At 62.1% G+C, this 24,685-nt stretch carries 24 protein-coding genes; 9 read left to right on the forward strand and 15 right to left on the reverse strand.

The genetic code is table 11. The features are described from left to right. The first annotated feature begins 57 nt into the window (after positions 1-57). The gene (locus ACFIQF_RS01325) at positions 58-1,152 is read left to right on the forward strand and encodes a ribonucleotide-diphosphate reductase subunit beta (RefSeq protein ID WP_393939417.1); all 1,095 of its coding nucleotides are present in this window, start codon (positions 58-60) and stop codon (positions 1,150-1,152) included. A 193-nt stretch (positions 1,153-1,345) separates the two neighbouring features. Then, a complete protein-coding gene (locus tag ACFIQF_RS01330; protein WP_393939419.1) occupies positions 1,346-2,161 on the forward strand; it encodes a histone in 816 nt (271 codons plus the stop codon). A 249-nt stretch (positions 2,162-2,410) separates the two neighbouring features. Here the strand turns inward: ACFIQF_RS01330 and ACFIQF_RS01335 are convergent, their stop codons facing one another. From ACFIQF_RS01335 to ACFIQF_RS01365, 7 genes are all read right to left on the reverse strand, one after another. Beyond that, positions 2,411-3,313: a carbohydrate kinase family protein gene (locus ACFIQF_RS01335; protein ID WP_393939420.1), complete on the reverse strand. Its 903-nt coding sequence runs from the start codon at positions 3,311-3,313 to the stop codon at positions 2,411-2,413. Between the two features lie 57 nt (positions 3,314-3,370). Then, a complete protein-coding gene (locus ACFIQF_RS01340; protein ID WP_393939422.1) occupies positions 3,371-4,999 on the reverse strand; it encodes a DUF3426 domain-containing protein in 1,629 nt (542 codons plus the stop codon). Between the two features lie 52 nt (positions 5,000-5,051). Further along, a complete protein-coding gene (gene prmA, locus ACFIQF_RS01345; protein WP_393939424.1) occupies positions 5,052-5,957 on the reverse strand; it encodes a 50S ribosomal protein L11 methyltransferase in 906 nt (301 codons plus the stop codon). A 75-nt stretch (positions 5,958-6,032) separates the two neighbouring features. After that, positions 6,033-7,388, reverse strand: a complete 1,356-nt coding sequence (accC, locus tag ACFIQF_RS01350; RefSeq protein WP_393939426.1) for an acetyl-CoA carboxylase biotin carboxylase subunit — start codon at positions 7,386-7,388, stop codon at positions 6,033-6,035. 10 nt (positions 7,389-7,398) lie between these two features. Then, entirely contained in the window at positions 7,399-7,860 is a 462-nt protein-coding gene (gene accB, locus ACFIQF_RS01355) for an acetyl-CoA carboxylase biotin carboxyl carrier protein (protein WP_393939427.1), read from the reverse strand. Between the two features lie 119 nt (positions 7,861-7,979). Beyond that, entirely contained in the window at positions 7,980-8,534 is a 555-nt protein-coding gene (locus tag ACFIQF_RS01360; protein WP_393939428.1) for a TlpA disulfide reductase family protein, read from the reverse strand. Between the two features lie 9 nt (positions 8,535-8,543). After that, positions 8,544-9,143: a hypothetical protein gene (locus ACFIQF_RS01365; RefSeq protein ID WP_393939512.1), complete on the reverse strand. Its 600-nt coding sequence runs from the start codon at positions 9,141-9,143 to the stop codon at positions 8,544-8,546. Positions 9,144-9,246: 103 nt separating this feature from the next. Between ACFIQF_RS01365 and mpl the strand changes: the two genes are divergently transcribed. Continuing rightward, a complete protein-coding gene (mpl, locus tag ACFIQF_RS01370; RefSeq protein WP_393939429.1) occupies positions 9,247-10,644 on the forward strand; it encodes a UDP-N-acetylmuramate:L-alanyl-gamma-D-glutamyl-meso-diaminopimelate ligase in 1,398 nt (465 codons plus the stop codon). An 82-nt stretch (positions 10,645-10,726) separates the two neighbouring features. On the opposite strand, the gene ACFIQF_RS01375 is transcribed toward mpl, so the two are convergent. The 5 genes from ACFIQF_RS01375 to rodA form a co-directional block, all read right to left on the reverse strand. Then, positions 10,727-11,038, reverse strand: coding sequence for a hypothetical protein (locus ACFIQF_RS01375; RefSeq protein WP_393939430.1), 312 nt, complete (start codon positions 11,036-11,038; stop codon positions 10,727-10,729). A 74-nt stretch (positions 11,039-11,112) separates the two neighbouring features. After that, entirely contained in the window at positions 11,113-12,267 is a 1,155-nt protein-coding gene (locus ACFIQF_RS01380) for a 3-deoxy-7-phosphoheptulonate synthase (RefSeq protein WP_393939431.1), read from the reverse strand. 402 nt (positions 12,268-12,669) lie between these two features. Continuing rightward, positions 12,670-14,160, reverse strand: a complete 1,491-nt coding sequence (tldD, locus tag ACFIQF_RS01385; RefSeq protein WP_393939432.1) for a metalloprotease TldD — start codon at positions 14,158-14,160, stop codon at positions 12,670-12,672. A 414-nt stretch (positions 14,161-14,574) separates the two neighbouring features. Further along, positions 14,575-14,916, reverse strand: coding sequence for a YegP family protein (locus ACFIQF_RS01390; protein ID WP_393939434.1), 342 nt, complete (start codon positions 14,914-14,916; stop codon positions 14,575-14,577). Positions 14,917-14,973: 57 nt separating this feature from the next. Then, positions 14,974-16,146 carry a rod shape-determining protein RodA gene (gene rodA / locus ACFIQF_RS01395; RefSeq protein ID WP_393939435.1) on the reverse strand — a complete coding sequence of 391 codons (1,173 nt, stop codon included), beginning with the start codon at positions 16,144-16,146 and terminating at the stop codon, positions 14,974-14,976. Positions 16,147-16,203: 57 nt separating this feature from the next. On the opposite strand from rodA, the gene ACFIQF_RS01400 reads away from it, so the two are divergent. From ACFIQF_RS01400 to ruvC, 6 genes are all read left to right on the forward strand, one after another. Next, a complete protein-coding gene (locus tag ACFIQF_RS01400) occupies positions 16,204-16,794 on the forward strand; it encodes a YqiA/YcfP family alpha/beta fold hydrolase (RefSeq protein WP_393939436.1) in 591 nt (196 codons plus the stop codon). An 88-nt stretch (positions 16,795-16,882) separates the two neighbouring features. After that, positions 16,883-18,949, forward strand: a complete 2,067-nt coding sequence (locus tag ACFIQF_RS01405) for a ribonuclease catalytic domain-containing protein (RefSeq protein WP_393939437.1) — start codon at positions 16,883-16,885, stop codon at positions 18,947-18,949. 9 nt (positions 18,950-18,958) lie between these two features. Further along, complete coding sequence (locus ACFIQF_RS01410; RefSeq protein WP_393939438.1) at positions 18,959-19,828, forward strand: energy transducer TonB; 870 nt, start codon at positions 18,959-18,961, stop codon at positions 19,826-19,828. A 67-nt stretch (positions 19,829-19,895) separates the two neighbouring features. Next, positions 19,896-20,741, forward strand: a complete 846-nt coding sequence (gene aroE / locus ACFIQF_RS01415) for a shikimate dehydrogenase (RefSeq protein ID WP_393939440.1) — start codon at positions 19,896-19,898, stop codon at positions 20,739-20,741. A gap of 23 nt (positions 20,742-20,764) precedes the next feature. Continuing rightward, entirely contained in the window at positions 20,765-21,550 is a 786-nt protein-coding gene (locus ACFIQF_RS01420) for a transglycosylase domain-containing protein (protein ID WP_393939441.1), read from the forward strand. A 27-nt stretch (positions 21,551-21,577) separates the two neighbouring features. Further along, positions 21,578-22,126: a crossover junction endodeoxyribonuclease RuvC gene (gene ruvC / locus ACFIQF_RS01425; RefSeq protein ID WP_393939443.1), complete on the forward strand. Its 549-nt coding sequence runs from the start codon at positions 21,578-21,580 to the stop codon at positions 22,124-22,126. Between the two features lie 499 nt (positions 22,127-22,625). Here the strand turns inward: ruvC and ACFIQF_RS01430 are convergent, their stop codons facing one another. The 3 genes from ACFIQF_RS01430 to lpxC all read right to left on the reverse strand — a co-directional run bounded on the left by ACFIQF_RS01430 (position 22,626) and on the right by lpxC (position 24,501). Beyond that, on the reverse strand, positions 22,626-23,138 hold the full coding sequence (locus ACFIQF_RS01430; RefSeq protein WP_393939445.1) for an RcnB family protein: 513 nt from the start codon (positions 23,136-23,138) through the stop codon (positions 22,626-22,628). Positions 23,139-23,389: 251 nt separating this feature from the next. Continuing rightward, positions 23,390-23,566 carry a hypothetical protein gene (locus ACFIQF_RS01435; protein WP_393939447.1) on the reverse strand — a complete coding sequence of 59 codons (177 nt, stop codon included), beginning with the start codon at positions 23,564-23,566 and terminating at the stop codon, positions 23,390-23,392. Positions 23,567-23,577: 11 nt separating this feature from the next. Beyond that, positions 23,578-24,501: a UDP-3-O-acyl-N-acetylglucosamine deacetylase gene (gene lpxC / locus ACFIQF_RS01440; RefSeq protein WP_393939448.1), complete on the reverse strand. Its 924-nt coding sequence runs from the start codon at positions 24,499-24,501 to the stop codon at positions 23,578-23,580. Positions 24,502-24,685 lie beyond the last annotated feature (184 nt).

The raw sequence follows: 24,685 nt of genomic DNA on the forward strand, positions 1-24,685 counted from the left end.
CACGCACAGCCGCGCTGTGCGTGCAGCAAAACACGCCGATGATGGAGAGAAATTGACATGTTGAGTTTTGAAGACGAATCCCTGGCCACGGCCAGCAGCAACGAGCAAACAGGCAACGCCAGCACCAGCACGCACAAGCGCGTGAATGCGGCCGACAAGCGCATCATCAACGCCAAGACCGACGTCAACCAGCTCGTGCCCTTCAAATACAAATGGGCCTGGGAAAAATACCTGGCCACCTGCGCCAACCACTGGATGCCGCAAGAGGTGAACATGACGCGCGACATCGCGCTGTGGAAATCGCCCAACGGCCTGACCGAGGACGAGCGCCGCATCGTCAAGCGCAATCTGGGCTTCTTCGTCACCGCCGATTCGCTGGCTGCCAACAACATCGTGCTGGGCACCTACCGCCACATCACCGCGCCCGAGTGCCGCCAGTTCCTGCTGCGCCAGGCCTTTGAAGAAGCCATCCACACGCACGCCTACCAGTACATCGTAGAGTCGCTCGGCCTCGACGAAGCAGAGATCTTCAACGCCTACAACGAAGTCAAATCCATCCGCGACAAAGACGAGTTTCTGATCCCCTTTATCGAAGCGATCATGGACCCGAACTTCCACACCGGCACGCCCGAGACCGACCAGACCTTGCTCAAAAGCCTGATCGTGTTCGCCTGCCTGATGGAAGGCCTGTTCTTCTACGTCGGCTTCACGCAGATCCTGGCGCTTGGCCGCCAGAACAAGATGACCGGCGCGGCCGAGCAGTACCAGTACATCCTGCGCGACGAATCGATGCACTGCAACTTCGGCATCGACCTGATCAACCAGCTCAAACTCGAGAACCCGCATCTGTGGACGCCCGCGTTCAAAGACGAGATCAAGGCGCTGTTCCTCAAGGCCGTCGATCTGGAATACGCATATGCCGAAGACACCATGCCACGCGGCGTGCTGGGCATGAACGCATCGATGTTCAAAGGCTACCTGCGCTACATCGCCAACCGCCGAGCCACGCAAATCGGGCTCGAGCCTTTGTTCCCGAATGAAGAGAATCCGTTCCCATGGATGAGCGAAATGATCGACCTGAAAAAGGAGAGAAATTTCTTCGAAACGCGCGTCATCGAATACCAGTCGGGCGGCGCGCTGTCGTGGGATTGAAGTGCTATGAAAGTGCGAACCTAGGAAAAATGTGGTTTTCCTGATAGAAAACTGTGAAATTTGGCGTCAATAGTGAGGTTTGCACTATGACAGTTGCTAGTAGCTGATGCACAATTCAGTCTGCTATCAAAACTTCGTGTCGACTCTAACCAGGCATGAAGTCTGCTTTCTAAATTGACCGAAGGAGAAGAGCATGGCAACGACCAAAGCAAGCAAGAAGTCTGCAGACACCAAGGCAACCGCCAAGAAGCCTGCAGCCACCAAAGCAGCCGCCGCCCCCAAGGCAGCGACCAAGGCCGTGAAGGCCAGCGCTGCAAAACCAGCGGCCAAAAAAGCCACCACCAAGGCCGCAGCAAAACCTGCAGCCAAGGCAGCTACCGCCAAAAAGGCAGCGGCCAAGCCAGCAGCCAAAAAGGCCGCAGCCAAGCCAGCCGCCAAGAAGGCTGCAGCACCTGCCAAGAAGGCCGTAGCCACCAAGGCAGCAGCCAAGCCAGCCGCTAAAAAGGCTGCCGCAAAGCCCGCAGCCAAGAAGGCTGCAGCACCTGCCAAGAAGGCCGCCACCACCAAGGCAGCAGCCAAGCCCGCAGCCAAGAAGGCCGCGACCAAGGCCGTAGCCAAGAAGGCAGCACCCGCCAAGAAAGCAGCGCCAGCCAAGAAGGCCGCAGCCGCTAAGCCCGCAGCCAAAAAAGTTGCTGCCAAGAAGCCTGCCGTAAAGGCTGCTGCCAAGAAGGCTGCACCCGCCAAGAAGGTTGCTGCTGCAAAGCCCGCCGCCAAGGCCGCCGCAAAGCCTGCTGCCAAGAAGGTAGTGGCCAAGAAGGCTGCTGCTGCCAAGCCCGCCGCCAAAGCTGCTGCCAAGCCTGCAGCCAAGAAGGCCGCTGCTCCCAAGAAGGCCGCCGCCAAGCCTGCCCCTGCTCCCGCAGCAGCACCCGCAGCCGCAGCAGAACCCGTGAAGACCGTGCTCAGCACCAACGCTGCATGGCCGTTCCCCACCAGCAACCGCCCTCAATAAGCGGCTCGCTGACTACCCACAAAACCGGCTTAGGCCGGTTTTTGTTTTTGTGCCATTGCGCCGCATGCCAACAAGCCGCAGCCAAGGCTAGCGAGTCGCTGCGCCAGCACCTGCGGCAAACGCAACAGGCCTGCCGTTCGCGGAGGCCCAAGCGGCGAACTTGGCCCGGATACGGGCGACAAAAAACCGGCGCCAGGCCGGTTTTTTGCATGGGTTTCGCAAGCTCCAAAGGCTTGCTGCTGCAGGGCTTTACAGCGCTGCCGGATCAAAATCCAGTTCGTAATTTTGCGGACCACGCGCTGCAATCTTGAGCGCGCCCAGGCGGTTGCCGAGCTGCACGCACTGCTCCAGCGAACGGCCGTTTTCCAGGCCCCAGAGCAGACCGGCGCGCCAGGCATCACCGCAACCGGTGGGGTCTACCACGGCCTTGGCCTGCAGACCAGGAATATGCTTTTTCAGTCCCTGCTCCCACAGCTCGCAACCATCAGCGCCCAAGGTCACCATCAGGCCTTGGACTTGCTGCGAGATCTGTTCGAACGACAGACCCGTGCGCTCGGTGAGCATCTTGCCTTCGTAGTCGTTGACGGTCACCCAGGTGGCCAGCTCGACAAAGCGGCGCAGCTCCTCGCCACTGAACATGGGCAGCGCCTGGCCGGGATCGAAGACAAAGGGAATGCCGGCCGCAACAAACTGCTCGGCGTGCTGCAGCATGGCATCGCGCCCATCGGGCGAGATGATGCCCACGGCCGCACCGATATCGGCCGTGATCTTGTTCTGGTGTGCCATCGACATGGCGCCAGGGTGGAAACCGTTGATCTGGTTGTTGTCGCGGTCGGTGATGATCATGCACTGCGCGGTGTGCATGTCGGCAATCTGTGCCACGTACTTGGTCGAGATGTTCAGGCGCTGCATGCGCTCCAGGTACTCGCCACCGTCATGGCCGATGGCAGCCATGGTCAGCGGCTCGCCGCCCAGCAGCTTGAGCGCGTAGGCGATATTGCCGGCGCAACCGCCAAAGTCACGGCGCATGGTGGGCACAAAGAAAGACACGTTCAGAATGTGGATCTGATCGGGCATGATCTGGTCGGCAAAGCGACCTTCGAAAGTCATGATGTTGTCAAACGCGAGCGAGCCGCAGATCAGCGAAGCCATAGGTCAGTCTTTCAAAAGCAAAAAGCAAGGGTGCGGCACGGCGGCGTGCCGCCCAGTTCAGGGGTAGAACGCCACCACGCGGTAGCCGACGACGGCGCTGCCTTCGGCGACCTGGATGGGCAGCACAGCCGTCCATTCGCCACGCGCTGGCAGCGCTGCAGGCGCTTGCATGTCGGCCGTGCTGAGCACGCGGCGCAGCACCAGTTTTTCGGCCGCATCGTTCAAACTCAGATCCAGCGCAGGCATGGCGACCGCATGGTCAGCCGAGTTGCGCAACACCACGGTGAGCTTGAACTGGCGCGGCCCCAAAGGGTTGAAGCTGGTGCTGTCGATGGACACATTGCCCAGTTCACGCGGCTGCGCCACCTCGCAGGCCGCCAGCTGGCACACTTTCTCCAGCAGCGGGCGCGCTTGCGGGTATTGCACCGCCAACTGGTCACGCTGCGTAACAGCAATTTGGAACAACAACCCCAGCAACAGCAAGAGCGCACACAACGCGGATGCCAGCAATACCGAGGGCTGGTTCCAGAACGCTTTGCGTTTGGCGGCGCGCACAAAGCTGGGCTCGGGCTGCTCGTCACCGGCTGTGCTTGCAGCGGTGGCAGCGGCTGCCGCTGCAGCATCCATTTCAGCCACATAGTTGGGCGGTGCAGCCAAGGAAGGCTCCACCTTGCCGGGCTCGACCACGCGCCCCGCCACCTCGGGCGCAACATGGAGGACGGCGTCTGGCGCAGGCGCTGCACTCATTTCAGGGGCAGCAGAAGCTGGGGCCTTGCTGCTTTTTTCGGCGTTAGATTGGCCGGATGCGCTGGCGGTGATCTGCGAAGCAGCAGCACCCTCTGCCGCCTTTTCCACCACCGGCGGCGGCGCTGGCTGCAGCACCGATTTGGATTCGCTGCTGCTCGAGCGGGAGTCCAAGGCCTGCGTTTCAGCGCGGGATTTTTGCTCGGCGATCGCATCGAGCAGACGGCTTTCACGCGCTTGCAGCTCGGCCAGATCGTCGTGCGCCGAGAAATCGGCTGCGCTGTTGCGCAATGCTTCCGGGCGCTGGTCCTGGCCGGGTTGCCATTCGCTTTCCAGGCCGCTGAAATCTGTCTCGGCCACCTGCGCATCAGCCACTTGCCTAGCACTCGGCCCGGCCTTGGCCGGTGCAGCATCGGCAGGCGCGGCCTGCTCTGGCGCGGCCGCCTCGTCGTAGGCGGACATCCAGGACGAATCCACGTAGCCGGAATCTCCAAAGCCGGCGCGGCGCGGAAACACCAGCACCGACAGCTCGGGCACATTGGCATGCGGATCGACCGCCACCGAGTTGCCTGTGACCAGCACGGCCGCCAATGACTCGGCAGGAGCCGGCGCATGGGCTGCACCCGCTACTGCAGCTGGTGACGGTACAGCAGGCTCGTGCACTGCAGCCGACACCGCAGCCGCAACTGGCGCTGGTGGAGAGACTGACAGGCTTGGCGCAGGGGCCTGCACCACCGGAGCAGGCGCAGGCATGGGCGCCGGTTTGGGCGGCTCAACCACCGGAGCGTCGGCTGGCTCATCGTGGCGCTGCACCAGGTGCGTGCGCGCATCGAAAACCGATTTGCATTTGCCGCAGCGCACCCAGCCGTCGGAGATGCGCAACTGGTCATCCACCACTTTGAAGCGGGTTTGGCACTGGGGGCAACGCGTAATCTGGCTCATCGCAGTCGATTGTAGAAGCAGAAACTCTGGCGCCTGTCGTCGGTGTTGCGGCTTAGCCGCGAGCGGCAGCGCGGTGGGCCGTCATCAGCACCCAGCCGTCTTCGCTGTCGGCCACTTCCAGCGGCAGATAAGGCGCATACGCCTCTTTCAGCTCATCGGCCTGGCGCTCCAAAATGCCGGCCAGCACCAGATCACCACCGGCAGCCACATGGCCGCAAAGCAACGGTGCCAGCACTTTGAGCGGCGTGGCCAGAATATTAGCCAGCACAGTGCGGTATTCGCCTTGCGCCGCATCAGGCAGACCGGCGCGCAATTGCACCTGGTTGGCCTGGGCGTTGTACTCCGTCGACTCCACCGCTGCGGTGTCGATGTCGACCGCATCAATTTCGGTTGCGCCAAACTTGGCGGCACCAATGGCCAAAATGCCCGAGCCGCAGCCGTAATCCAGCACGCGGCCAAAATCGCGGCCAGCGGCGCCATTGCGGGCGATCCAGCGCAGACACATGCGGGTGGTGGGATGCGTGCCCGTGCCAAAGGCCAGGCCAGGATCGAGGCGGATGCTGCGCGTGGCAGCGGCCGGCAGTTCGTGCCAGGTGGGCACAATCCAGAAATCAGGCGTGATGTCGACCGGCGCAAACTGCGACTGGGTCAAACGCACCCAGTCTTGCTGCGCCACTTCGCGGATGCCCAGTACCTGGCAGCCAGCAAAGAAATCCTGCAACTGCAACAACTTTTGTGCCTCGTCGGCGCCAGCGCGCTCCTGGAACAGAGCCACGATACGGCTGCGCTGCCAGCCCTCTTTGGGCGGTGGCATGCCTGGCTCGCCAAACAGGGCTTGCTCGGCATCGGTCTGGGCATCAGCATCTTCGACCGAGACGCTGAGCGCATCGAGCGCATCGAGCGCATCGCTCACGTCTTCGACCCGGTCTTCCGGGCACATCAGGCACAACTCGTACATGACGGGGATTCCTTAAAGCAAAAAGCTGGCATTCCACATGAAATGCCAGCAACTACAGCCATCAGCAATGGGGCATCAACGCTTGCGCGCAGCCAGCCATTCTTCCAGGTAGTGAATATTGGTACCGCCGGCGTTGAACTTGGCGTCCACCATCAGCTCGGTATGCAGCGGGATGTTGGTGGAGATACCTTCCACCGCCGTTTCCAACAGCGCGGTGCGCATGCGGGCAATGGCCTGCTCGCGCGTGTCGCCGTAGACGATCAGCTTGCCGATCATCGAGTCGTAGTTGGGGGGCACAAAGTAGTTCGAGTACACATGCGAATCCACACGCACGCCAGGGCCACCAGGCATATGCCAGGTGGTGACACGGCCCGGCGAGGGGATGAACTTGTACGGGTCTTCGGCGTTGATGCGGCACTCGATCGCGTGGCCGCGCAGCTGGCCATTGATCTGGCGCTGCGTGAACGGCAGCTTTTCGCCGGCCGCCACCATGATCTGGGTGCGCACGATGTCGACGCCGGTGATCCATTCGGTCACCGGGTGCTCCACCTGCACGCGGGTGTTCATTTCAATGAAGTAGAACTCGCCGTTTTCGTACAGGAACTCGAAGGTACCCGCACCGCGGTAGCCGATCTTCTTGCAAGCGGCCACGCAGCGGTCACCGATCTTCTCGATCAGACGGCGGGGGATGCCAGGGGCCGGCGCCTCTTCGATCACCTTCTGGTGGCGGCGCTGCATGGAGCAATCGCGCTCGCCCAGGTACACGGCGTTCTTGAACTTGTCGGCCATGATCTGGATTTCGATGTGGCGCGGGTTCTGCAGGTACTTTTCCATGTACACCGCAGGATTGCCAAACGCAGCACCGGCTTCGGCCTTGGTCATCTGCACGGCATTCACCAGCGCTGCCTCGGTGTGCACCACGCGCATGCCACGGCCACCGCCGCCGCCTGCGGCCTTGATGATGACCGGGTAGCCAATGGCCTTGGCGATGCGGCGAATCAGCGCCGGATCGTCGGGCAACTCACCGTCCGAGCCAGGCACGCAAGGCACACCAGCCTTGATCATGGCCTGCTTGGCCGAGACCTTGTCGCCCATGATGCGGATCGACTCGGGCGTAGGGCCAATGAACTGGAAGCCGCTCTTTTCCACGCGCTCAGCGAAATCGGCGTTTTCGGACAGGAAACCGTAACCGGGGTGAATCGCCTCGGCATCCGTCACCTCGGCAGCGGAGATGATGGCCGGCATGTTCAGATAGCTTTGTGCCGACGGTGCGGGCCCGATGCAGACGGCCTCGTCGGCCAGCTTGACGTACTTGGCGTCGCGGTCGGCTTCCGAATAGACCATCACGGCCTTGATACCCATCTCGCGGCAAGCGCGCTGCACTCGCAGAGCGATTTCGCCGCGATTCGCAACGAGAATCTTTTTAAACATGCGCTAGGCCTTATTCAATGATGAACAATGGCTGGCCAAACTCCACGGCCTGGCCGTTTTCGCCCAGGATCTGCGTGACGGTACCGGCCTTGTCGGACTCGATCTCGTTCAAGATCTTCATGGCTTCGATGATGCACAGCGTGTCGCCTTCCTTGACCTGGCTGCCCACTTCCACAAAGGACTTGGCGCCGGGTGCCGACGAACGGTAGAAAGTGCCGACCATGGGCGACTTCACCGTATGGCCTTGCGCAGCAGCAGGCGCTGCAGCGGGTGCTTCGGCAGCCGCAGGCGCAGCGGCCACGGCAGGGGCGGCCGCCTGAGCGGCGACCATGGGGGCGGCCACCAGTTGCTGCACCACGGCACCGCCGCCCTTCACAATGCGTACCTTGCCTTCTGCTTCGGTGATTTCCAACTCCGACACATTCGACTCAGACACGAGATCGATCAGGGTTTTCAGTTTGCGTAAATCCATGGGAGCTCCAACGGCTAAAAAATCAAACAGGGCGCAAATTTACTCGAAATTCGCCCTATTCAACTCAAAATCTTTGATTTTCAACTCACGGCAGCATTGCCGCACCAGGTTTGCATCGTCTACAGACTTGCCCAGTTTTGCAAGTCAGATGCAAGAAGTTGGCCCATTTTACGATGTTGAACGCGACCGCGCTGATCAAATAACACTGTAAACGGTAGGCCCCCGGCAGAATTACCCAGTTCGCGGCTCAGCGCCGTGCCCTGCATGCCGGCAATCGCGATCGGAAATTGCAAGGGCATGCGCTGCAGAAAACGGGCCACGGCCTCTTCCTTGTCCACCGCCAAACCCAGCACGGTCCAGCCCTTGGCGCGCTGCGCCTGGTAGAACTGGTTGAGCATGGGCAGCTCGTCCACACAAGGCGGGCACCAAGTGGCCCAGAAGTTCAGCAGCAAAGGCTGGCCTTTGAGTGCCGCCATGCGGATGGCGGGCTGGCCCGCCAGTGCCGGAAATTCCTGCTGCCAGATGGCCTCATCCAAGCCCGGCGCAGCATCGCTGAGGCTGTGGCGCCACCAGGCCCAGCCGGCGCCAGCGGCAACCGCGCCCACAGCCACAGCACCTGTCAACCAGTGCCGGCGCGAAGCAGCGGTGGATGCGGGCGGAGTATCTTGCTTCATTGCTCTACCTCAAACATTAGGGGTCTCGGCCAGCAGGCGCCGCAGCGATTCCAGGCTGCCGCGCTGCACGCGGCCCTTGGCATCGGGCTTGAGGGCGCCGCGCAGATCGTCGGCGTCATAGATCAGGTAGTGCACGCCCACCGCCTCACCCAACGGCTTGCAAAAACTGCTGATCGACAGCGCCTCGACCGTGTCGCCATGGAAACCGGTGATCGACGATGCGTCGTAGCGCACGCCATGGTCGATCAGCGCAATCTCGGCCGACTTGGGGTCGTCGCAGAACAACTGTATATATATGTCGGACAGGCGGGTGGCCGTGCCGTTCCAGACAGCGCCGCTCAAATGCGGACGAAAAGCCTGCATGCGCTCCATCCAGAGCAGCGCCCATTCGCGCAAAGCCTGCAACTCGGCCGGCTGGGTGTCGCCACAGAACAGCTCGATGTATTCGCGCACCGCCGCTTCCAGCACCTCGTTGTCGGGCAAGGCGGTGCGGGCGGGCAGGCCCAGTTGTTTGACGGCCCGCTTCTTGGCCGGCCCCCATTCCAGCCCTTCTTCCACCACCATGCGCGCGGCGGTGTTGGCGATTTCCAGAGTAACTTCACTGTGCATAGCGCCCCATTGTGGCCGAATTCCCGCAGCCAGCGCCATTTGCTTGCAATTGCGGCGGGCAGATGGCCAGGCGCCGCCAGGGGGCGCCGTAGAATCGGCGTCCATGCACATTCATATTCTGGGTATTTGTGGCACCTTCATGGGTGGTGTGGCAGCTTTGGCGCGCGAAGCCGGTCACAAGGTCACGGGTTGCGACGCCGGCGTCTACCCGCCAATGAGCGACCAGCTGCGCGCCCTGGGCATTGAGCTGATCGAAGGCTACAGCCCCGAGCAGATGGCGCTGCAACCCGATGTGTACGTGATCGGCAATGTGGTCAGCCGCGCGCGCCTGGCCGACGGCTCGCCCAAGTACCCGCTGATGGAAGCGATTCTGGACGCTGGTGCTCCCTATATCAGCGGCCCGCAATGGCTGGCCGAGAACGTGCTGCAAGGCCGCCATGTGCTGGCCGTGGCAGGCACCCACGGCAAGACCACCACCACCTCGATGCTGACCTGGATTCTGGAATCCGCCGGTCTGCAACCGGGCTTTCTGGTGGGCGGCGTACCGCTGGATTTTGGCGTTTCCGCCCGCCTTGGCGCAGCCAAGCGACCTGGCGCGGCCGACGAGCGCCCGCTGTTCGTGATTGAGGCCGATGAATACGACACCGCCTTTTTCGACAAGCGCAGCAAGTTTGTGCACTACCGCCCGCGCACGGCGGTGCTGAACAACCTGGAGTTCGACCACGCCGACATCTTCGACGATCTGGCCGCCATCGAGCGCCAATTCCACCATCTGGTGCGCACCGTGCCGGCAAGCGGCCGCGTGGTCGCGAACGGCGTGGAAGAAAGCCTGACCCGCGTTTTGCACCAGGGCTGCTGGAGCGAAGTGGTGCGCTTTGGCGCCGCTGTCGACGATTTCCGTGCCGAAGGCGATCCTTCCGCCTTTGATGTGCTCTATAAAGAAGAGCATGTCGGCCGCGTGGAATGGGCGCTTTCCGGCGTGCACAACCAGATGAACGCGCTGGCCGCCATCGCCGCTGCGCAACATGTAGGCGTGGCACCGCAAGTGGCAGCGCAAGCACTGAGCAAGTTCCAGAACGTGAAGCGCCGCATGGAACTGCGCGGCACGGTGCGCGACATTGCCGTGTACGACGATTTTGCCCACCACCCCACGGCCATCCGCACCACCCTGGATGGCCTGCGCAAGCAAGTCGGCGCGGGCAAACGCATCCTGGCGGTCTTCGAGCCGCGCAGCAACACCATGAAGCTCGGCGCCATGAAATCGCAACTGCCCTGGTCGCTGGAATCGGCTGACCTGGCCTTTTGCCACACCGCCGGTCTCGATTGGGACGCAGCCCAAGCCCTGGCCCCCATGGGCGAGCGCGCCCAAACTGCCAACACGGTGGAGGCGATCATTGCCCAGGTCGTACAAGCCGCCCGCCCCGGCGATGTGGTGATCTGCATGAGCAATGGCGGCTTTGGCGGCATCCACGACAAGCTGCTCAAGGCGCTGGCCGGGTGACTCAGCGCCTGCCGATATCCGCCGCCGAAGCATGAAAAAAGCGAGCCGTCTGGGCTCGCTTTTTTGTTGGCCGCTTGGTCGCTCAAAAAGTGACCGTCATCGCCTGTGTGTTCACCACCACCGTGGGCCGGCCCACCGCGCCCACGCTCGCCTTGGCAAACTGGGCCAGCCAGGCCTCGTCACCCAGCAGCTCGGCGCCGGCGGCCTTGGCGACCACCACCACCTTGTCGACGATCAGCACCTTGCCGCTGGCGCGCAAGGGCTCGCAATCCATGCGGATGAACTCCTGGTCCAGCCAGCGGCGGCCCTCTTCGTTGGACATGGCTTCGCTGGCCTCGAAATCGTGGACAAACTCTTGGCCATCGTCCAGCAGCACACGCACTTCATTACGCATGAAAATCCCTTATCGGCAGTAGTGGTTGGCAACCGCTGGCCGGCGCTGCGCCGCCAGCGGCCAAAAGCGCGAGCTTACACGGTTGCGGCGCTGGCTTCCTCGGTGTTTGCGCGCACGCGACGGGCCTTGACGGCCGCCGACAACTCGGCCAGCGTGGCCAGCGAATCGTCCCAGCCAATGCAGGCGTCGGTGATGCTCTTGCCGTATTCCAGCGTGGCCGGATCGTTCTTGCCAGGCGTGAACTTTTGCGCACCGGCTTGCAGATGGCTTTCGATCATCACGCCGAACACGCTGCGCGAGCCGCCTTCGATCTGCTGGGCGATGTCGTGCGCCACATCCTTTTGCTTTTCGTGCTGTTTGCTGCTGTTGGCGTGGCTGCAGTCGATCATCAAGGTAGCGGGCAGATGCGCAGCCTCCAGATCCTTGCAAGCGGCGGCTACGTGCTCGGCGTCGTAGTTCGGCGTTTTGCCGCCGCGCAGGATGACGTGGCAGTTGGCATTGCCCTTGGTGTGCACGATGGCGACCTGGCCGTTCTTGTGCACCGACAGAAAGTGGTGCGGGCGGCTGGCCGACTGGATGGCGTCGGTGGCAATGCGGATATTGCCGTCAGTGCCGTTCTTGAAGCCGACCGGCGCCGAGATGCCCGAGGCCAGCTCGCGGTGTACCTGGCTTTCGGTGGTGCGGGCACCGATGGCGCCCCAGCTGATCAGGTCGCCAATGTATTGCGGCGAGATCATGTCGAGGAACTCGCTACCGGCGGGCACGCCCTGGCGGTTGATCTCGATGAGCAGCTGACGCGCAATGCGCAGGCCTTCGTCGATGCGGTAGCTCTCGTCCAGGTACGGGTCGTTGATCAGGCCCTTCCAGCCGACCGTGGTGCGTGGCTTTTCGAAGTAGACGCGCATCACGATTTCCAGCGTGTCCTCGTATTCCTTGCGCACAGCCTTGAGGCGGCGGGCGTATTCCAGCGCGGCCAGTGGATCGTGGATCGAGCAAGGGCCAATGATGACCAGCAGGCGGTCGTCGTCGCCGGCCATGATGTTGTGGATGTTCTGGCGCGTGTTGCTGATGAGGTTTTCCACCGGCGTGCCGTGGATGGGGAAGAAGCGGATCAGATGCTCTGGGGGCGGCAGCACGGTGATTTCCTTGATACGTTGGTTGTCGGTTTGGCTGGTTTTCTCGACACCGCGATACCAAGCATCGCTTGCGGGGTGGGCTTGCTGAGTCATCTGACGTTCCTAAAAGTGGGTGGGGTTCATGCAACAAAAAACCGCCGGGCTTTACAGCTTCGGCGGTTGTCTGGGAGGTTTGGGTGCTCGCGCGCTTATGCCTCTCGTCCGCCTGGGACCGAGAACCAAAAGTAAAAATAAAAAGCGCTACGTGCTTGCATGCTTTTCAATGTACCACAAGCTGCGCCATGGCTGACAAGCGCTTGGAGACAAACGCAGAAAAATTGCAAAAATATGGATTTCAATGACAAGTTTGCATAAAAACATCTTTAAAGTGATGTTTCGCACAATAAATCACAACACAACCATGTTGCAGTGCCGCATTTACACCATAAAAAACAACGCCTGCGCGGTGTGATCCGCGCAGGCGTTGTGGGGTTCGTGCAGGGTTTGAAGCCGCTTTTACGCCGTGCCGCCCACCGTCAATCCGTCGATACGCATCGTGGGTTGGCCCACGCCCACTGGCACGCTTTGGCCTTCTTTGCCGCAGGTGCCCACGCCGCTGTCCAGGCGCATGTCGTTGCCGATCATGGTCACGTGCTTGAGGCACTCCGGGCCGCTGCCCACAATCGTGGCGCCCTTGACCGGGTACTGGATCTTGCCGTTTTCCACCCAGTAGGCTTCGCTCGCCGAGAAGACGAACTTGCCGCTGGTGATGTCGACCTGGCCGCCGCCGAAGTTGGTGGCGTACAAGCCCTTTTTGATCGAGGCAACGATTTCCTGCGGGTCTTTGTCGCCGCCGAGCATGTAGGTGTTGGTCATGCGCGGCATGGGAATGTGGGCATAGCTTTCGCGGCGGCCGTTGCCGGTGGGCTTTACCTTCATCAGGCGGGCGTTCATCGCGTCCTGGATGTAGCCCTTCAAGATCCCGTCCTCGATCAGCACATTGCGCTGCGTAGGCTGGCCTTCGTCGTCCACGTTCAGCGAGCCGCGGCGGTCGGCAATGGTGCCGTCGTCCAGCACCGTCACGCCCTTGGCCGCCACGCGCTGGCCGATCATGCCGCTGAAGGCGCTGGAGCCCTTGCGGTTGAAATCGCCTTCCAGGCCATGGCCTACGGCTTCGTGCAGCAGCACACCGGGCCAGCCTGGGCCAAGCACCACGGTCATCTCACCGGCAGGTGCGGGGCGCGAATCCAGGTTGACCAAGGCGGCCTTGACCGCTTCGTCCACGTATTGCTGGATCAGCGCATCGTCAAAATAAGCCAGGCCAAAACGGCCGCCGCCACCGGCCGAGCCGACTTCACGACGGTTTTTGCTCTCGGCAATGACGGTGACCGACAGGCGCACCAGCGGGCGCACATCAGCTGCCAGCGTGCCGTCAGCGCGGGCAATCAGCACTACATCGTGCTCGGCCGCCAAACCGGCCATCACCTGTTTGACGCGCGAGTCCTTGGCGCGGGCCAGCTTTTCCACTTTTTCGAGCAGCTTGACCTTGGCCGTGCTGTCCAAGGTGGCGATCGGATCAACGTCGGGGTAGAGCGAACGGCTCAGTGCAATCTTCTTGCCCGGCACCTTGACCTGCTTGGACTGGCTGGCCGCGCCAATGGCGCGTACCGAATGCGCCGCATCCAGCAGCGACTCCAGCGAGATATCGTCCGAGTAGGCGAACGCGGTTTTCTCGCCCGACACCGCACGCACGCCCACACCCTGGTCGATGGAGAAAGAGCCGGTCTTGACGATGCCCTCTTCCAGGCTCCAGCCTTCGGCGCGGGTGTACTGGAAGTACAGATCCGCATCGTCAACCTTGTGGGCACGGATATCGGCCAGCGCCCGCGCCAGATGGCCGTCGTCCAGGCCAAACGGCGTCAGCAGCAGGCTGCGCGCAATATCCAATCGTTGTTCGGTAGCAGCCGCCAGCGGCTTGGCCACAGCAAGGTCAAAAGGTGCATTCATAGCGGTGATTTTAGGGGGAAGGCAATGGCCGTATGAGGATTTGTTGTTAGCTGAGGCCGAACGCCCGCGATACAAGCGCGCAAAAAAGCATGTTACGGTTTTCCGATGGGCGCAAGTGCGGGTGACGAAACCAACCGCCAGTCAGTTTGGAGAGTCTTCGTTTTGAGGTGGCGATATGAACCCGTATGCTTTGTTGCTGGGGTTTGCCGTACAAATGTACTGTCTGCACCCCAGACGCCGCGCCTACGGGTCCATATCGTCACTGTGGTGAATGATTCCAGCGCCCCCTTCACTGCGAAGCGATGTGGTTCAAATACCAGTTAACCCAGGTTTTGTCTTGCCTCGTCCTCCGAGAAGATCACAAAAAAGCCGCAGCGCACTCGGCAACTGCGGCTTTTGTCGCCCAGGCGGGCTTCAGGCGGCGGCGGTTTGGTCGTCCGTGGTGGCGGTCGGGCCGTTGTTCTTGACGGAATCGATGCCGCCGTCGCGCGCTTTTTCACTGGAATACATCTGGCTCTGGCCGATGACCTGGCCGTTGCCCGCCTTGAGCGTGAAGTACGGCGAGCCGTCCTTGCCGGTCAGGCGCTCATAGCGGCCATCGTCGGCTGCGTTCTTTTGCACCGAGGCGATGCCGTTTTCGGCGCTGGCCTTGGCTTCGTACATTTCGCTGGACAGAATGATCTGCCCGTTGGTAGCAAGCAGGTTGAAGAAGAACTTGCCGTTCTTCGACTTCTTGAGCTCAAACTTGGCGGCCATGCAAACTCCTTGGTAGGTGGAAAAGCCCCACCGTTGTACCAAGAAAAGGCCTGTAAATCAAAGCCGCGGCGGCTGCTCTTGCACTAGTTGACGTTGTGAACGCGCCACCGACATCAAAATGCCCAGCGCCAGCCCCAGCGTCACCATGGCCGTGCCGCCATAGCTCACAAAGGGCAGCGGCACGCCCACCACCGGCAAAATACCGCTGACCATGCCCATGTTGACGAAGGCGTAGGTGAAGAAAATCATCGCCACCGCGCCCGCCATCAGGCGGCCGAACAAGGTGGGTGCGCGCATGGCGATTACCAGCCCGCGCCAGACCAGCAGCAAAAAGAAGAAGATCAGCAGCAGGTTGCCGGCCAGGCCAAACTCTTCGGAGAAGGCGGCAAAGATGAAGTCGGTGGTGCGCTCGGGAATGAACTCCAGGTGGGTCTGCGTGCCGGCCATGAAGCCCTTGCCCATGAAGCCGCCCGAGCCGATCGCGATCATGCCCTGGATGATGTGAAAGCCCTTGCCCAGCGGGTCGCGCGTCGGGTCCAGCAAGGTGCATATGCGCTGGCGCTGGTATTCGTGCAGCACCACCAGATCCAGCCCGTCATCGCACAAATGGTGGCCATAGGCGGCAATCGCGATCAGGCCGATCACGCCCAGCAGCACCGGCGGAATGATCAACTTCCAAGACAGGCCGCCAAAATAGATCACCGCCAGGCCCGAGGCCATCACCAGCAGCGAAGTGCCCAGATCAGGCTGCTTCATGATCAGGCCCACGGGCACGGCCAGGATCGCAAATGCCACCACAAAATCCACGGCGCGCAACGCCCCTTCACGGCGCTGAAACCACCATGCCAGCATCAGTGGCATGGCGATCTTGAGCAGCTCGCTGGGCTGGATGACGATGCCCACGTTCACCCAGCGCTGCGCGCCCTTTTTGGTAATGCCAAACAGCGCCACCGCCACCAGCAACGCCACCCCCAGCGCATACAAAGGCAGGGCAAAACTGGCCAGGCGGTGTGGCGGAATCTGCGAGACCACCAGCAAAATACCCAGCGCCAGCACCATGTTGCGGCCATGGTCGACAAAGCGCGTGCCGTGGTCAAAGCCGGCCGAGTACATGGCCGTCAAGCCGATGGCCGCCAGCGCGCCAATAATGAAGATCAGCGGCCAGTCGTAGCCGCGCACCATCGGCAAGAGCCGCTGCAGCACATTCGGTTTGTCTAAAACTTCGGACATGGCCGCCATTATCTCTGGCTGGAGTGCCCCGCTGGCGCGCGCACTATGATTGTCTGTATGACAACGACCCATCTGCTCTATCTGCACGGCTTTCGCTCGTCGCCCCAATCGGCCAAGTCCCAGCGCATGCAACGCCATGTGGCCGGGCTCACGCAACACATCGTCTGGGCGGCACCGCAGTTGCCGCCCTCGCCCAAACAGGCGGCCGATCTGCTGTTGCAAACCACCCGCAACTGGGCCGGCCTGCCGCCGGACAACCTGGCGGTGATCGGCTCCTCGCTCGGCGGCTTTTACGCCAGCTGGATCGCCCAGCAACTGCGCTGCAAGAGCGTGATGATCAACCCCTCCACCCAGCCCTGGATCACGCTGGAGCAGCATCTGGGCGAGCAAACCGCCTGGCACAACCCGGAGGAAAGCTTTTTCTTCCGCCCCGAATACCTCGATGAGCTCAAAGCCCTGGACGTGACCGGCCAAGCGCCCGCAGCGCCGCAGCTGCTGATCGCCGCCAAGGGTGACGAGGTGCTGGACTGGCGCGACATGGTGGCGCGCTACCCGGCCGCCGAGCAGTTGTTGCAAGAAGACGGCGACCACGCGCTGAGCAATTTTGACGAGTATTTGCCGCAGATCGACCGGTTCATGGGCTGGTGAGCAACCGGCTGCGGGCGCGCCACTGCCCCAAAAGTAAAAACCCTGCACTGCCGCCGCAGGGCCGGCCGCCATGGGAAAATGCGCGGCTATGTATGCACTGTTTGACGACGCTGGCAAGTTTCTGGCCGGCCGTATCCTCTCCGAAGCTGAAAGTTCCGCCCAAATTGAATTGGACTCCGGGAAACGGGTCAAGGTCAAAGCGTCGAACATCCTGCTCAAATTCGACAAACCCACGCCGGCCGAGCTGATCGCGCAGGCGCAAACCCTGTCGGCCGACATCGATCCGCAGCTGGCCTGGGAGTTTGCGGCCGACGAAGAGTTCGGCTTTGCCGACCTGGCACGCGATTATTTCTCCGAGAACGCCAGCGTCATTGAACAAGTCGCCGCGCTGTTCAAGTTGTTCGAGGCGCCGCACTATTTCCGCCGCGCGGGCAAGGGCCGCTTCAAAAAGGCGCCAGCCGAGATCGTGCAGCAAGCGCTGGCCGCGATCGAGAAGAAAAAGCAGATCCAGGCCCAGATCGACGCCTGGGCGGACGAGCTGGTAGCCGGCAACACGCCTGCGCCCGTGCAGCAACAGCTCTACAAGATTCTGTTCAAGCCGGACAAGAACGCGCCCGAGTACAAGGCCGTGGTCGATGCCAGCCGCAAAGCGCAGCTGGCACCGCTAGCCCTGCTGCAAAAGGCCGGCGCCATCAACTCGTCCTACCAGTTCCACTGGCAGCGCTTTCTGTTCGACAACTTCCCCAAGGGCACCGGTTTCCCGGCTGTCACAGCGCCACAACCGCCCAGCGATTTGCCGCTGGCCGAGGTGCAGGCCTATTCGATCGACGATTCAGCCACCACCGAAATCGACGATGCGCTCTCGGTGCAAGGCCTGGGCACTGGCCAGGTGACGGTGGGCATACACATTGCCGCGCCGGGGCTGGCTATCGAGCCCGGCTCGGCGCTCGACCACGTGGGCCGCAGCCGTTATTCCACCGTCTACATGCCGGGCTACAAGGTCACCATGCTGCCCGACGATGTGGTGCAGATCTACACCTTGGACGAGGGCCGCGCCAACCCGGCCGTGTCGCTCTACGTCACCTACAACGAAGAAACGCTCGAAGTCATCAACAAGGAAACCCGGCTGGAACGCGTGCCGGTGGTGACCAACTTCCGCTACGACAAGCTGGACCACATTGCCACCGAAGAATGGCTGACCGACAGCAGCCTGGAAGTGGCCGACACACCGCAAGCCCTGCTGGACAAGCGCGCTGAGCTCACCTTTTTGTACCGTCTTTCGCGCCACCTCAAAGTGGGCCGCGAAGAGGTGCGCGGCAAGCCCGAGAACTTCAACCGCCCGGATTACAACTTCCGCCTGCAAGGCAATGGCGACAACGTGCCCGATGGCTCTGAGACAGTGCAGATCACGGTGCGCAAGCGCGGCGCGCCGCTCGACCTGATCGTGGCCGAGGCCGCCATCGTGGCCAACAGCAGCTGGGGCCAATTGCTGGCCGACTACGGCGTGCCAGGCATTTACCGCAGCCAGGCCAGCCTGGCGCCGGGCGTGAAGGTGCGCATGTCGACCAAGGCCTTGCCGCACGCTGGCATTGGTGTCAAAAGCTATGTCTGGGCGACCTCGCCGCTGCGTCGCTACACCGACCTGGTCAACCAGTGGCAGATCATCGCCTGCGCCCGCAATGGCGCCATGGCCGCGCTGGTGGCACCGTTCAAGCCCAAGGATGCGGAGATGTTCTCCATCATCAGTGGCTTTGATGCGGCCTACAGCGCCTACAACGGCTACCAGGCGGGCATGGAGCGCTTCTGGACACTCAAGTACCTGCAGCAAAACCAGATCAGTGAACTCAACGCAACAGTCATGAAGGAAGGCGCGGCCGGCAGCATGCTGGTGCGCGCAGATACACTACCATTGGTGTTTCCGGTGCTGGGCGCGCAGAACTTGCCGCGTGGTGCCCAGGTCCGGGTCAAGCTGGGAGAGATCGACGAGATCACGCTCGATGTGACTGGAACCGTACTGGAGAGACTGGACGATGCGCAGGCCGATCAGGCCGAAGCCGCAGCGCCAGAAGATGAGGAGGAGGCTGTGGCCGGGCCTATCGCAATTGCGGTGGACATGAGCGACAGTGAGGACGCGGCGACCACAAAAACCGATTAACCCGGAACCGTGAAGTTTTTGCATTTTCTTCGTTCGCTATCGACCCTGCAGCTGGCGCTGGCCGTCTCTGTGCTGGTGCATGCGGTGGTGCTGAGCATCCGCTTTGTAGACCCTGAAGCCTTTGACCGCGTGTTCGAGGACACGCCGCTCGAAGTGATTCTGGTCAACTCGCAAACCAAGGAAGCGCCCGACAAGGCCCAGGTCATCGCCCAGGCCAACCTGGCCGGCGGCGGCGAATCCGCCAACACCCAAGAGCGCGCCACCAGCCCGCTGCCCTACTCGGCCATGACCAATATGGGCAATGACTTCGAGGAGCGCCAGCGCCAGATCGACGCCATGCAAGCGCAGCAAATGCAGCTGCTGGCCCAGTTGCGCAACCAGCTGGCCCAATACAAGCCGCCCGATACGCGCAAGGCCACTGCTTCGCAGGCCGATATCGAGCAAGAAGAAAAGCACCAGCAACTGGTGAAGATGCTGGCCGAGATTGAAAAGCGCATCCACGAAGAAAACGCCCGCCCGAAAAAGCGCTACATCAGCCCCGCCACGCGCGAAGAGGTGTACGCGCTGTACTACGACGCGCTGCGCCGCAAGGTGGAAGAGCGCGGCACCGCCAACTTCCCCGAAGCGGGCGGCAAAAAGCTTTATGGCGAGCTGATCATGATCATGACGGTGAACTACGACGGCCGCGTGCTCGGCACCGAGGTCTACAAAAGCTCGGGCAACCAGCAGCTCGACCGCCGCGCCGAAGCCATTGCCGTGAGCGCCGGCCCTTTTGGCCACTTTGGCCCGGCCCTGCGCGCCAAAGCCGACCAGATTGCCGTGGTCTCGCGCTTCCGCTTCACCCGCGACCAAGTGCTGGAAACGGCCAACTTGCAGTAAAGTCAGCCACCAGCATCCACACCACAACAACGGGCACCCAGGTGCCCGTTTTCTCAAGCTGAGCACCATGTCCTCCACCGATCGCTACTGCGTCATGGGCAACCCGATTGCCCATAGCCGCTCGCCCCGCATCCACAGCCTGTTTGCCGAACTGACCGGGCAGCAACTGGTTTACGAGCGCGAACTGGTGCCACTCGACGGCTTTGAAACGGCCTTGCGCCAATTGGTGGCCGGCGGCACGCGCGGCATGAACGTGACCGTGCCTTTCAAACTGGATGCTGCACGCTTGGCAGACACACGCAGCGACCGCGTAGCACGCTGTGGTGCTGCCAATACTTTGGTGGTGGGCGCAGACGGCCGCATCCACGCCGACAACACCGATGGCCTGGGTTTGGTGGCCGACATCACACGCAATGCCGGCGTGCCTTTGCGCGGCCAGCGCGCGTTGCTGCTGGGCGCCGGTGGCGCTGCGGCTGGCGCACTGGCGCCGCTGCTGGAGCAAGCACCTGCGCAATTGGTAGTGTGCAACCGCACGCACAGCAAAGCCCAAGCGCTGGTGGAACAGCATCTGGATATCTCCGCCCTGCACGCCACTGAATTGCTGGCGCTGGATACATCGGCTTTGCCAGGCAGCTTCGACGTGGTGATCAACGCCACCGCCAGCAGCTTGCAAGGCGCTGCTATCCCCGTGTCTGCGCAGGTACTGCGCGCCGGCACCCTGGTCTACGACATGATGTATGGCCCGGCCGCCGAACCATTTTTGCAATGGGCGGCACAGCATGGCGCCGTGGGCCGCGATGGCCTGGGCATGCTCGTAGAGCAAGCCGCCGAAGCCTTTTTGCTGTGGCGCGGCGTGCGCCCGCCTTCGCAGCCGGTGCTGGCGCAAGTGCGCGCCGAGATCGCCGCGCACTGAGGCTTTGCTTTACCATCGCCACCATGAAAGCGATTGCGCGTTGGATAGGCTGGGCCGTGCTGCTGGCCATAGGCTTGCAGCTGTTTTTTGTCGCCCGCATTGCGCTGATGGCGCATATCGACCCCGCCTCCACCGCGTTTGAGCGCAGCGAAGCCTGGCGCCAGATCCGCCACGACGGTCGTTTGGACTGGCAGCAGCAATGGGTGCCCTACGACAGCATTTCCGACCAGCTCAAGCGGGCCGTTGTCGCCTCGGAAGACGATGATTTTGTGAACCACGACGGCGTGCTCTGGGACGCTATCGAAAAAGCCCGCGAGCGCAATGCCAAAGCGCAGGAGCGCGCCGAACAGCAGCAGGAAAAAGCGGTGGCCCGTGCCGAAGCCCAGGCCAAAAAGCGGGGCGAGGCCTTTGATCCGAACACCGTGCCCGTCAAGCCGGTCAAGATTGTGGGTGGCTCCACCATCACCCAGCAACTGGCCAAGAACCTGTTGCTCTCGTCCGAGCGCAGCATGCTGCGCAAAGGCCAGGAACTGGTGCTGAGCTACACGCTGGAGTACACGCTGAGCAAGCGCCGCATTCTGGAGCTGTACCTGAACCACGCCGAATGGGGCGACGGCATTTTTGGCGCCGAAGCGGCAGCCCGCCACTATTTCCGCAAAAGCGCGGCACAGCTCAACACACAAGAAGCAGCGCGCCTGGCCGTGATGCTGCCCAACCCCAAGGGCGCCGAGAAGAACCCGCAATCGGCCTACCTGAACCGCCGCACAGCCACGATTGCCGCCCGCATGCGCTATGCTGAACTGCCCTGACAGTTGGCACGAAGCTGAAGCACTTTCATGAGAATTCTTGGTATCGACCCCGGTTTGCAAACCACCGGCTTTGGCGTCATCGACGTCAACGGCCAGCGCCTGTCGTACGTGGCCAGCGGCACCATCCGCACTACCACGCTGGAGTTGGGCAATCTGCCGGGCCGCTTGAAGATGATTTTTGACGGCATCTCCGAAGTCTGCCAACGCTACCAACCCGACATGGCGTCGGTAGAAATCGTCTTCGTCAACGTCAACCCGCAGTCCACACTGCTGCTGGGCCAGGCGCGGGGCTGTGCGCTGACGGCGCTGGTGTCGCAGAACCTGCCGGTGGCCGAATACACCGCGCTGCAAATGAAAAAAGCCGTGGTCGGCCACGGCCGCGCCGCCAAGAACCAGATCCAAGAAATGGTCAAACGCCTGCTGCAACTGCCCGGCCTGCCCGGCACCGACGCCGCCGACGCCCTGGGCCTGGCCATTACCCACGCCCACGCCGGCCTCGCCATGGCCCGCATGGCCGAGGTCAGCCCCCTGCACCGCAAGCAGCACGCGATGTACAAAGGTGGGCGGAGTTATTGAGCAAAACTGCTTCGCTCACCACTGCGCAGCACTCCCGCCGGACACGGCTCCCGCCGGATTTAAAACAGCGCCCGCCAGCAGCGCGCAGAGCGCTCGAAATCACCGCATCAATGGCAAGATGACCCCGCAGGCGGTGCTTCGCAGGCGCAGACAATACTCTGGTATGGCAAGCCTGCGAAGTGCCGCATCCGGGGTCATATTGCCACCCCAAAACGAAAACCTTCAACGCCTGCACGAGCGCCCACTCCGTCACCCCCCTCGCACAGCACCACCCAAAAAAGGTAGCTCCCAGCTTCAAGCAGGCAAAAAAAAACCTGTGCACTTCGTAGGCGCACAGGTCTGGCCGGCTGCATTACTCCTCATGCGTGGATCCGATCACCCCGTGAAGCAGTGTTCGGCATCAGGTGCAGCCACCAAAGTAAGCTTTGGAGGGCTTCCGCCAGCAAAGGTTCAGTTTGCGCAGCGGTGGAGCCGTGAATTATGGCCGCTTCTGAGGGGCTCAATAGGCATTGAAGACAATATTCGCAATCAAGCCGGTGCCGATGGCGATCAGCAGATAGTCGCCACCGTACTGAATCCATTGGTAGCCGCGTGGCGGCGCGCTCAGGCGGTGGCCGCGCCAATCGCCCACCACATAGCTGTAGCCGCGATACGGCGCAGGCACGTAGCCGCCGCGGTACCAATCGTGGCGCGGGCCTACGCCACGGCCGCGGTCCGGCACGTAGACCGGTGGACGGCGGTGCTCATGCACCACCACCGGCGGTGGCGGACGGCGGTCGTGCCTGTAATCTGGGCGACGCTCAGGGCGGTACTCAGGGCGGCGATCATGGTCACGGTCCCAGTGGCGGCGTTGGCCGGGCGGGCCATTGCCATCGGGGCCGCGGCCATCGCGCTGGTGCATGTAGCGGCCATCGGGCTGGGCCTGGGCGGGCGTGCTCACTGCCATGGCACAAGCCAGGGCCAGACCCCAACCACCGGCGATGGCAGAGAACGTGTGGCGCAGTGTTTTCATGACCGTTTCCTTTCTTCGGGAAAGCTGGAGCTGGCAACGGAGCCAGGCCCAGGACATGGACATTCAACGTCAAGCCCAAGCGCCAGGTTTACCCCTGCAGGTCTGGGTTTACCTGGTGCGCTGCTTTGTAAAGTTATAGCACCAATGGCAGAAGCGCGCTAACGCTCTGCGCAAGCCAGCTTGAGGCTTTCGGGGGCTCGCGAGACGGCCGCCAGATTTACAGAGTTTTTACCTGTGTGGCTCAAGTGCAATCAGACCATGCGGCCAACAAAAAGCACGGCAAAAAAGGCCAGACCGGCGATCACCGTCCATTTGAGCAGCAAGAGCGACCACTGGCGATAGCGGCGCTGGCCGGTGCCGAGGTAGACACAAAAGCTCAGGCCGGCCATCAGCACCAGCAGCATGAAGATCCAGCGGAACAGCAGCATGGCGTGCCGCCTTACCAGGCCAGGGCAGCCTGGGCGAAGCCTTGCGGCGCCTCGCGCACATGGCCAAAGCTCACCATGTCCCAGGCGTCGCGCTGCTGCATCAGCTCGCGCAGCAGCAGGTTGTTCAGGCCGTGGCCCGAACGGAAGGCGCTGTAGGCGGCCAGCAATGGGTGGCCGACGATGTACAGATCGCCCATGGCATCGAGAATCTTGTGTTTGACGAACTCGTCGTCATAACGCAAGCCATCGCTGTTGAGCACCTTGTAGTCGTCCATGACGATGGCGTTGTCCAAGCCACCGCCCAGCGCCAGGCCATTGGAGCGCAGCATTTCAACATCTTTGGTGAAGCCGAAGGTGCGAGCGCGGGCGATATCGCGCGTGTAGTTGCCGGTGCCTAGGTCGAACTCGAAGGTTTGGCCGGTGGAATCCACCGCCGGGTGCGAGAAATCGATCTCAAAGCGCAGCTTGTAGCCGTGGTAAGGCTCCAGGCGAGCCCATTTGAGGCTGTTGCCCTCGCCCTGGCGAATTTCCACGGGGCGCAGCAGGCGCAAAAAGCGCTTGGGCGTGTTTTGCAGCTCAATGCCGGCGCTTTGCAGCAGAAACACGAAAGAGGCCGAGGAGCCATCGAGAATCGGAATTTCTTCTGCCGTGACATCGATGTACAGGTTGTCGATGCCCAGGCCGGCGCAGGCCGACATCACGTGCTCCACCGTGTGGATGCGTACGTCGCCCTTGCCCAGTGTGGAAGCCATGCGCGTATCCACCACCGCATCGGCGGTGACAGGGATATCGACGGGCTCGGGCAGATCCACGCGGCGGAACACGATGCCGGTGTTCGGTTGCGCAGGGCGCAGCGTCAATTCGACGCGCTGCCCGCTGTGCAATCCGACGCCCACGGCGCGGGTCAAGGACTTGATCGTACGTTGCTGAAGCATAAGCTGTTGATTTTACGCTGGGCGCTGTGCAGCTGGCACAACAAAATCCCAATCACCCACATAGTTCAAGCCTGCAACGGCAGGCCTTGCCTCTGGCCGTGATCTGTGCACCAGGGCCGAATAAAACAACGCGCTGAAACCGGCAAAGGTTTCAGCGCGTGTGTCCGTCTGGTTACAAAGCTTG

Source organism: Comamonas trifloxystrobinivorans (assembly GCF_043359985.1).
GTDB classification, from domain to species: domain Bacteria; phylum Pseudomonadota; class Gammaproteobacteria; order Burkholderiales; family Burkholderiaceae_C; genus Comamonas; species Comamonas trifloxystrobinivorans.

Bases quoted from the DNA above. Each gene is read 5' to 3' on its own strand.
- ACFIQF_RS01380 (WP_393939431.1), bottom strand. From the start codon at position 12,267: ATGACTCAGCAAGCCCACCCCGCAAGCGATGCTTGGTATCGCGGTGTC.
- mpl (WP_393939429.1), top strand. From the start codon at position 9,247: ATGCACATTCATATTCTGGGTATTTGTGGCACCTTCATGGGTGGTGTG.
- ACFIQF_RS01400 (WP_393939436.1), top strand. From the start codon at position 16,204: ATGACAACGACCCATCTGCTCTATCTGCACGGCTTTCGCTCGTCGCCC.
- ACFIQF_RS01330 (WP_393939419.1), top strand. From the start codon at position 1,346: ATGGCAACGACCAAAGCAAGCAAGAAGTCTGCAGACACCAAGGCAACC.
- ruvC (WP_393939443.1), top strand. From the start codon at position 21,578: ATGAGAATTCTTGGTATCGACCCCGGTTTGCAAACCACCGGCTTTGGC.
- ACFIQF_RS01375 (WP_393939430.1), bottom strand. From the start codon at position 11,038: ATGCGTAATGAAGTGCGTGTGCTGCTGGACGATGGCCAAGAGTTTGTC.
- ACFIQF_RS01435 (WP_393939447.1), bottom strand. From the start codon at position 23,566: ATGCTGCTGTTCCGCTGGATCTTCATGCTGCTGGTGCTGATGGCCGGC.
- prmA (WP_393939424.1), bottom strand. From the start codon at position 5,957: ATGTACGAGTTGTGCCTGATGTGCCCGGAAGACCGGGTCGAAGACGTG.
- ACFIQF_RS01405 (WP_393939437.1), top strand. From the start codon at position 16,883: ATGTATGCACTGTTTGACGACGCTGGCAAGTTTCTGGCCGGCCGTATC.
- accB (WP_393939427.1), bottom strand. From the start codon at position 7,860: ATGGATTTACGCAAACTGAAAACCCTGATCGATCTCGTGTCTGAGTCG.
- ACFIQF_RS01335 (WP_393939420.1), bottom strand. From the start codon at position 3,313: ATGGCTTCGCTGATCTGCGGCTCGCTCGCGTTTGACAACATCATGACT.
- accC (WP_393939426.1), bottom strand. From the start codon at position 7,388: ATGTTTAAAAAGATTCTCGTTGCGAATCGCGGCGAAATCGCTCTGCGA.
- ACFIQF_RS01325 (WP_393939417.1), top strand. From the start codon at position 58: ATGTTGAGTTTTGAAGACGAATCCCTGGCCACGGCCAGCAGCAACGAG.
- ACFIQF_RS01420 (WP_393939441.1), top strand. From the start codon at position 20,765: ATGAAAGCGATTGCGCGTTGGATAGGCTGGGCCGTGCTGCTGGCCATA.
- tldD (WP_393939432.1), bottom strand. From the start codon at position 14,160: ATGAATGCACCTTTTGACCTTGCTGTGGCCAAGCCGCTGGCGGCTGCT.
- ACFIQF_RS01360 (WP_393939428.1), bottom strand. From the start codon at position 8,534: ATGAAGCAAGATACTCCGCCCGCATCCACCGCTGCTTCGCGCCGGCAC.
- aroE (WP_393939440.1), top strand. From the start codon at position 19,896: ATGTCCTCCACCGATCGCTACTGCGTCATGGGCAACCCGATTGCCCAT.
- ACFIQF_RS01365 (WP_393939512.1), bottom strand. From the start codon at position 9,143: ATGCACAGTGAAGTTACTCTGGAAATCGCCAACACCGCCGCGCGCATG.
- lpxC (WP_393939448.1), bottom strand. From the start codon at position 24,501: ATGCTTCAGCAACGTACGATCAAGTCCTTGACCCGCGCCGTGGGCGTC.
- rodA (WP_393939435.1), bottom strand. From the start codon at position 16,146: ATGTCCGAAGTTTTAGACAAACCGAATGTGCTGCAGCGGCTCTTGCCG.
- ACFIQF_RS01340 (WP_393939422.1), bottom strand. From the start codon at position 4,999: ATGAGCCAGATTACGCGTTGCCCCCAGTGCCAAACCCGCTTCAAAGTG.
- ACFIQF_RS01430 (WP_393939445.1), bottom strand. From the start codon at position 23,138: ATGAAAACACTGCGCCACACGTTCTCTGCCATCGCCGGTGGTTGGGGT.
- ACFIQF_RS01390 (WP_393939434.1), bottom strand. From the start codon at position 14,916: ATGGCCGCCAAGTTTGAGCTCAAGAAGTCGAAGAACGGCAAGTTCTTC.